The 6436-nt window shown below is 47.7% G+C and carries 6 protein-coding genes; all 6 read left to right on the top strand.

Features of this window, described 5'->3' with window-relative positions; genetic code table 11:
• A partial coding sequence (locus QUA03_RS27880) for a hypothetical protein (protein WP_333216835.1) occupies positions 1-411 on the top strand: 411 nt, incomplete at its 5' end.
• Positions 411-674 carry a hypothetical protein gene (locus tag QUA03_RS27875; protein ID WP_333216833.1) on the top strand — a complete coding sequence of 88 codons (264 nt, stop codon included), beginning with the start codon at positions 411-413 and terminating at the stop codon, positions 672-674. The genes QUA03_RS27880 and QUA03_RS27875, both read left to right, overlap by 1 nt.
• Positions 665-1219, top strand: coding sequence for a hypothetical protein (locus QUA03_RS27870; RefSeq protein ID WP_333216831.1), 555 nt, complete (start codon positions 665-667; stop codon positions 1217-1219). The genes QUA03_RS27875 and QUA03_RS27870 overlap by 10 nt, the downstream gene beginning before the upstream one ends.
• A 427-nt stretch (positions 1220-1646) precedes the next feature.
• Complete coding sequence (locus QUA03_RS27865) at positions 1647-1892, top strand: hypothetical protein (protein ID WP_333216829.1); 246 nt, start codon at positions 1647-1649, stop codon at positions 1890-1892.
• A 120-nt stretch (positions 1893-2012) separates the two neighbouring features.
• Entirely contained in the window at positions 2013-4982 is a 2970-nt protein-coding gene (locus QUA03_RS27860; RefSeq protein ID WP_333216827.1) for a DUF3854 domain-containing protein, read from the top strand.
• A 406-nt stretch (positions 4983-5388) separates the two neighbouring features.
• On the top strand, positions 5389-6264 hold the full coding sequence (locus QUA03_RS27855) for a hypothetical protein (protein ID WP_333216825.1): 876 nt from the start codon (positions 5389-5391) through the stop codon (positions 6262-6264).
• Positions 6265-6436: the final 172 nt, after the last annotated feature.

Below are 6436 nucleotides of genomic sequence, written 5' to 3'. Positions count from 1 at the left end.
GCAGCTACCGATGCTGCTGCAATTAGTCCCATCAATCCCGGTAACTTTGGCTCTATCCGATCGGTTCCCGTGGTTCCAGCTCCGAGGTATTTCACTAAAGATGAGGCAGACGGCTTAAAGGATCTGGCAAAGGAAAAAACAGACGGGGCCCGACAATCCAAACGAGCCTACAAAGCACTCGGTAAGGTTGAGGCAGCCGATGCCGTTGTGCATAAAGAGCACAGAAAATATGAGGGTGTGGTTGCTGAGAATGAACTTAAAAAAGTTCGTGGCAATGCTGGCTTAGCTAAGAAATTACACGCACTCCGGCCGGGATATGCACGGCTCGGACTTGGCATCGACAAAGCTGAAAACGATGCTCGCACTCGGATTGATGCAATTAAAGCCAAACTGACGGCGGGGGCAAACTAATGAGAGCGATGTACTTGGCAAATTATTTTATCGCCGGGTGCATCGCTTCCTCCCTTCTGGGATGGGTAGCGAGTTTGCATCCGATGGCCATGAGGGCGATCGCCTTCTTGGCAGCAGCAGCTTTTATTATTTGGGGCTTGTGCTGGCTTCTGGATTTCTCAGTTAGTGGCTGGCTCAAGATTTCAGTGCAAAATTTACAAGCTTTGCTTCTGGCTGGCATGGCTTCGATCGCGATCGGTGCGGGGGTGTTTTTATGCAGCTAAAAATGTTTGTGCTGTCTGGCGCTGCTGTTGCCCTCTGGTTGGTTCCCCTGGTTGCCCTTGATAAAAAAGTTAGCTGGCATAAGGCCATTCAGGGATTGAGTCTTTGCGGGGCTGTTGCCTGTGCGGTTGGCGCGGGGGATATCGCCCGTAAATTGGCAGAGGAAAATGAGATTGAGGAATGGAAAGCACGGGCGATTAAAGCTGATGTGGCTGATGAAATTAGCACAGAGGTTTATGTTTCCCAGAAACAACGGCAACAGGAAGCAGAGGCAATCTTAAATCCTGTGGAACACTTGGAACGCGCTCTAGCGATGAGTCCTGATGACGATGGGGAGGATGAACGTTCCGTGAACGAGCAATCTGGCCAGCTAGCTAAAATCGACACTGAACGTTCCGAGAACGACAAAGCAGAACGAGCGCTGCAATTGAAGGCAAAGGGATGGGGTAAAGCAAAAATCATTCTTGAAATCTGGGGAGTGTCCAAAGGAGGCAGCCAAAAATACAAGGATGCTGAGGCTGAGTACAAGCGCTTAGTTGATGAGTAGTTGCAGCACGTATGTAGATTTTGGAAACCCTACGGCCTTCCAAGCAAATAGCACATATCTAGATGGATGCAGCACGTCGGAAACTCGTAGAGTTTCCATATATACTCCAGCCCCACACCCTGCATATTTGTTTATAGAGAAAAATGGAACCTTATAAGGTTCTACCTCAACAGTGCATAGAGAAATCTAGAGAAAATACACCCCGCCCTAGCCTGTATTGTGGTGTATAGAGAAAAATAGAAACCTATAGGTCTCTAGTTTAATGCGTTCAAATAAAAATCAGCCAGAACCCGCATTCTTACGTGCTTAACAAAAACCGAAACCTATTAGGTTTCCACACCAACCGAGTTAATTAAAATCCGTGCTCTAAATCCCATCCGCCGCTAAAATATTGAACATGGACAACCGCCCCTTTACGCCACGCGAAATGATAAACGACCGCAGAGAAGAACGAGAATCTCGGCGGTCGTTTATCAAGCACTATTACATGAACCCTTGGAGACATTGGGCGCTAGTGCTTGATTATTTAACGTGGGCAAAATTTCTGGCGGTTGTTAAGCATTTAGAGACTCTGACTCAAAAGCTTAAAGCTTTAGTTCTCATCCCCAAATTCTGCAATGGCTTAATCGGTGTCAGCCTTACCGACAGCCTACCCGCACCCGCAATCTGCTAGCGGGGCGGTTCCACCTATGCCTTGAATCTTTTCAAAAACTGTACACACCAAAAAACCGCTGCATTCAATTGGAACCTGAGAACAGCGGCTTTTGGATAATTTCACCCAAGGGCAAAATCTATGTCTACGGACAATACTAACGCGATCGGCTACCAAACCTCAAGCGATGTTGCTAGCTTATCCGAATCTACTCAAATTTGTCAAGAACCACCTAAACTTGCTCAAACTTACTCATCAACATTTTTCCTTTGTGCCAAACATCAAGCCGACATCCAGGGACGCGGACTCCTCAACGACTGGTCAAGGGCTGCTTGGCGGACTGTGACAAAGGAGGAGGCTACATTCCTTCTGGGATATGAGGCAAAATCTGGCGGGATTTGGTTCCAAGGTGAAACACTGCAAGGTCAATTGCGTCCTGACAAACCTTGGAAACGGGACACAGACCCAGCAAACAAGAAAGCTCCAAAATATCGGACACCACTGACCGATCATGGTGGCGATGCGATCGTACCAAAGCACCCCACTGATAAGAATTACTGGGAACCGGAAAACCTCAAAAAGCACTGCTATCAAATAAATGGGCATCCATGCCTAGTGCTTACTGAGGGCCCTTTCCAGACACTCGCCGGTTGCAGCAACAATATACCAACGATCGGATTAACGGGAGTCGAGAATGGCTTGACCGGAAAAGACTATGACGTGCAAGGCAAACGCTACTTAATCCCACGCATTGAAAAATATGCCCGTGCGGGTATCGGCTTTATTTTTGGATTTGATGCGGATTCTGCAACAAACCCAAACGTAAACTGGGCACAGCGTAAATTAGGTCATCAACTCTTGAAATTTAATGTCCCCGTCTACTCAATTACGGGAAACTGGGATGCAGGGGAAAATGGAGAGACAAAAGGTATGGATGACCTGATCCAGAAGAAAGGGATAGAAGCTTTCAGGAAAGCGCTTTCGGCCGCTACAGATTTTAAAACTTGGGAAGCAAAAACTTTTGATAGTGGCGACGGCGACGGGCCCGACAAATTTCTTGTCCGGGGAAATACAACTTTTGAGGTACACTGCCGGAAAAGTTTATTCGGTGCAGATTGGTTCGTCTCAGATGGCGGCGCTTTTTTCCAAGACTGCGGCACTCACTGGCAACTCAGGGAAGATGCGGACGTAGCAAAGGCGATCGGAGATTTTGCAGAGGAATGTTACGAACTGAAGGAAGTTGGCAAAAATTTTAAGTTTGGGACGAGCAAAAACTTAGAAGCCACGCTCAAATATTGCCGGCGGACTCTGCACAGAAAAGATAAAACAGCTAACCGCCATCTCAAAGCATTTTTAAACGGGACGGTTGACACCAGGACTGGGAAGTTACAACCCCACAATAAAGAGGATTATTTGCTTGAGTGCTCGCCCTACAACTACGTAGAGAATGCTTCCCTCCCCAAAACTCTCGGACAATTTCTACTTTCATCTTTTGGGGAGTCGCAAATTCAAACTATCCGAGCCTTCTTTTCTATGCTCTTAGACCCGACGGCTCCCTTTGGTCGGTTCTTCCACTTTATTGGGGATAGTGGTAGTGGCAAGGGTACGGCATTGCGGATAGGGGAATTATTAGTAGGTAACGAGTCCTCGTCATCCTCTCAGGATTTTGCAGAACTGGGAAAACCTGAAGGCCGCTACCAGTTGTTACTTGGTAAAAGTTTTTTCTACATTCCCGACACCGGGGGGTTTCAGTCAGGACTCAAAGCTTTTTATGAGTTAGTGGACAATGGCCCGATGTCTGGTCGCGCCTTGTATATGCCCAAAGCTATTCAGAAAAAGTGGAATATTCGGTTTGCGGTGGCCTCAGTCGAGCATCTGCCGATCGAACACGCGGGCGATGGATGGGACAGGCGGTGTATTCCTATTCCTACAATAAAATCCACAAAAGACGTTGATCCAAACTTGGGGCAAAAACTCTCGGAGGAACTGGGAGAGATTGCCGGATGGGCACTAAGTATGGACAAGGCGGAGCGCGACAAAATTCTTACTGAGCCCATATCTAACCCGGAACTGCTGGCACTCAAACAAGAAGGGGCGATTATTGGGGATGGCATTAAATCTTTCATAGACCGCTGCTTTGTACCGGGCACAGAGTCCCTCTATGGCAATGAGTTGCATAGCTGGTATCAGGCGTATAGCAAAGCACATTCACTCACTCCGATGTCTTACCAGAAATTTATCCAGAGGTTGCAGCGAGTTCTATCGAAACAGTATCGGCCTAGTGAGGTTAGCCGGGTAAATGGCAAGCCCACACGGCATCCGGCCTGTTGGGAAGGTTTGCGAGTCCTGCCATGTTTCCTAGACTTGGCGCTAAGCGATGACGATAACGATAAGAGGCCAATCAACCGCCCACACATCCCAAACTGGATTTGTATTAAAGAAGGGTGTCAGGACGGCGGACTGCAAGAATTGACCAAAAACCACGCTGTTACAGACCTTTCAGCCGTTACACCCGTTACACCCTCTGTTACACCCATTGAAAACGCCGAAACCCCTTATGTTACAGACGTTACACCGTTACATACCCAAAGTCTTCGCGACGCAAAAATTTGTGATGAGATGTCGAGAGATGCTGTATCAGAAAGTCTGGTTTCTGGTGATGACGGGTGTAACGTCTGTAACGACGTGGTTACACCCACTTTTAAGCCTACCGATGATGAGTGTAACGGTAGTAACGGGTGTAACGCGGACGATCAGGCAACTCCCGCAGAAATTGCCAGCGGGTTAGCTGATGAGATGCGGAAAGCGATCGCAGGATGCAGCCGTAAGGATGCCGGAGAGGTGATAGAGCGGGTTACTTCCTCCGACTCACAAGTAAAGGCGTTTTTCGCCAAAGCTTTTAACAAGGAAGAAAATATGAGCATCCGTCTGCTAAAACACTGCGGTTGGGTGATGGGTACACGGGTCAAGTACGTCGGCACTTATGAGCAATATCAAGGTATGGAGTTAACTGTTGACTCGATCGACAAATACTCTCAGATTGCTTGCATCAAACCTGACGGCAGCTACACAACGTGGCTGAAGCCGGAGGACTTGCAAGCGATCGACTAACCGATCGCAAATTCTGCAATATCAGGGTGAGGTGCAACTCGCATACCTCACCCTGCACCCTGAGCCGATCGCAAAACTCGCAGCTAGAATCCCTCAATCCCTCAATTCCGAGATTCTACTCGCTCCCCTGAAATTGTTACCACTGGGAGTGTGTGCCACTTCTTGTGTATCTGTATGCCAATGTCAATAAGAACTCGCGCCCTGTCACGGCGGAACTTCTCAGGCTAGGTGTTAAGTGCTGGCATAGGCTCTGACTGCGTTTGAGGTTTCGCGAAAATATTTGCACCCAATCTGCGACCATTTTGCACTCGAATTGCCCCAAAAAAAATTCTCTGTAACTCTTGACAGTTACCTATAAGTTACTTATATTAGTTACAGACAGCGATATGTAACGAGTAGGTAACTTATGACAATTCCATTGGTGAGGCAAGGGTTAATCGAACTGGATGATGGCAAGGTATTTGAATTAGATTCTGCTAGGGGTGCTGCGTGGCTAGAATCAATCGGCTCTTTCAGATTTGAGCCAAGCGCCGACAATAAACCCTACACAGTCCGCAAGGAAGCAAGCAAGGGGGGAGATTACTGGTACGGTTACAGAAAACAGAATGGGAAGTTACATAAAAGGTACATCGGCAAAAGCTCAGAACTAAGCACGGCAAAGCTTGAGGAGATTGCAGAGGCGCTAAACACTCCCCCACAACCACGGGTTACAGACAAAGTTACAGAGGTTACAGATACAATCAATCAATTGGTTACAGGCAGAGTTACAGATACGGTTACTATCGAGAGATTCACGGCTTTAGAATTGCAAGTGCAACTACTGCAAGAATCCTTAGAAGCCTTGAGGAGTAAACTGCCGGGAAAGTCCGACGCGGGTAATTTTGAAGAGTTACCCACAGTTACAGACACCGGGTTGCAGATTGAGATAGGTAACTTAAAGGCAGAAAATGAAAGGTTACAGGGTGAATATGACAAGCTGCTAGCATCCAGCCACATCGTGACTGAAAAGTTGAGGGAAGAAGTGCGGGAAGTGCGATCGCAACTTGAGACCGAGCGCGCCGATCGAGAAGAAGTAGAAGCAAAACTCGCAGAGCGGGAAGAACAAATGAGGCAATTACTCTCAGAGCTTGCCGCCTCCAAACAAAATTCTGAGATTGACTTTGACTGTGCAGCCAAAGCGGGTGAATTGGTAAGCTGGCTGCGAAAAGAAGTAGGGAAGGGATTGCCCAAGCAAGTCACGGTCAAAGCAGTTCAGAAAATCTTGGAGGGTGGCGATAATTGAAACTGGACAAATTACGCCCCGGTTAACTTCGGGGCTTCCCTTTATGTAAGCGGAATGTTGATATTCTCGCTCTACCGTCTCTATAAGTGGGATGCTGATATTCTCGCTCTACCGTCTCTATAAGTGGGATGCTGATATTCTCGCTCTACCGTCTCTATAAGTGGGATGCTGA

It is taken from the genome of Microcoleus sp. S36b_A4 (genome assembly GCF_036700645.1).
Taxonomy (GTDB): domain Bacteria; phylum Cyanobacteriota; class Cyanobacteriia; order Cyanobacteriales; family Microcoleaceae; genus Microcoleus.
The sequence above is the reverse complement of the archived record's forward strand: the minus strand, read 5'-3'. Positions and strand labels throughout refer to the sequence as shown.

Excerpts from the sequence above, each read along its gene's own strand:
- QUA03_RS27870 (WP_333216831.1), top strand. The coding sequence starts at position 665 with ATGCAGCTAAAAATGTTTGTGCTGTCTGGCGCTGCTGTTGCCCTCTGG.
- QUA03_RS27855 (WP_333216825.1), top strand. The coding sequence starts at position 5,389 with ATGACAATTCCATTGGTGAGGCAAGGGTTAATCGAACTGGATGATGGC.
- QUA03_RS27865 (WP_333216829.1), top strand. The coding sequence starts at position 1,647 with ATGATAAACGACCGCAGAGAAGAACGAGAATCTCGGCGGTCGTTTATC.
- QUA03_RS27875 (WP_333216833.1), top strand. The coding sequence starts at position 411 with ATGAGAGCGATGTACTTGGCAAATTATTTTATCGCCGGGTGCATCGCT.
- QUA03_RS27860 (WP_333216827.1), top strand. The coding sequence starts at position 2,013 with ATGTCTACGGACAATACTAACGCGATCGGCTACCAAACCTCAAGCGAT.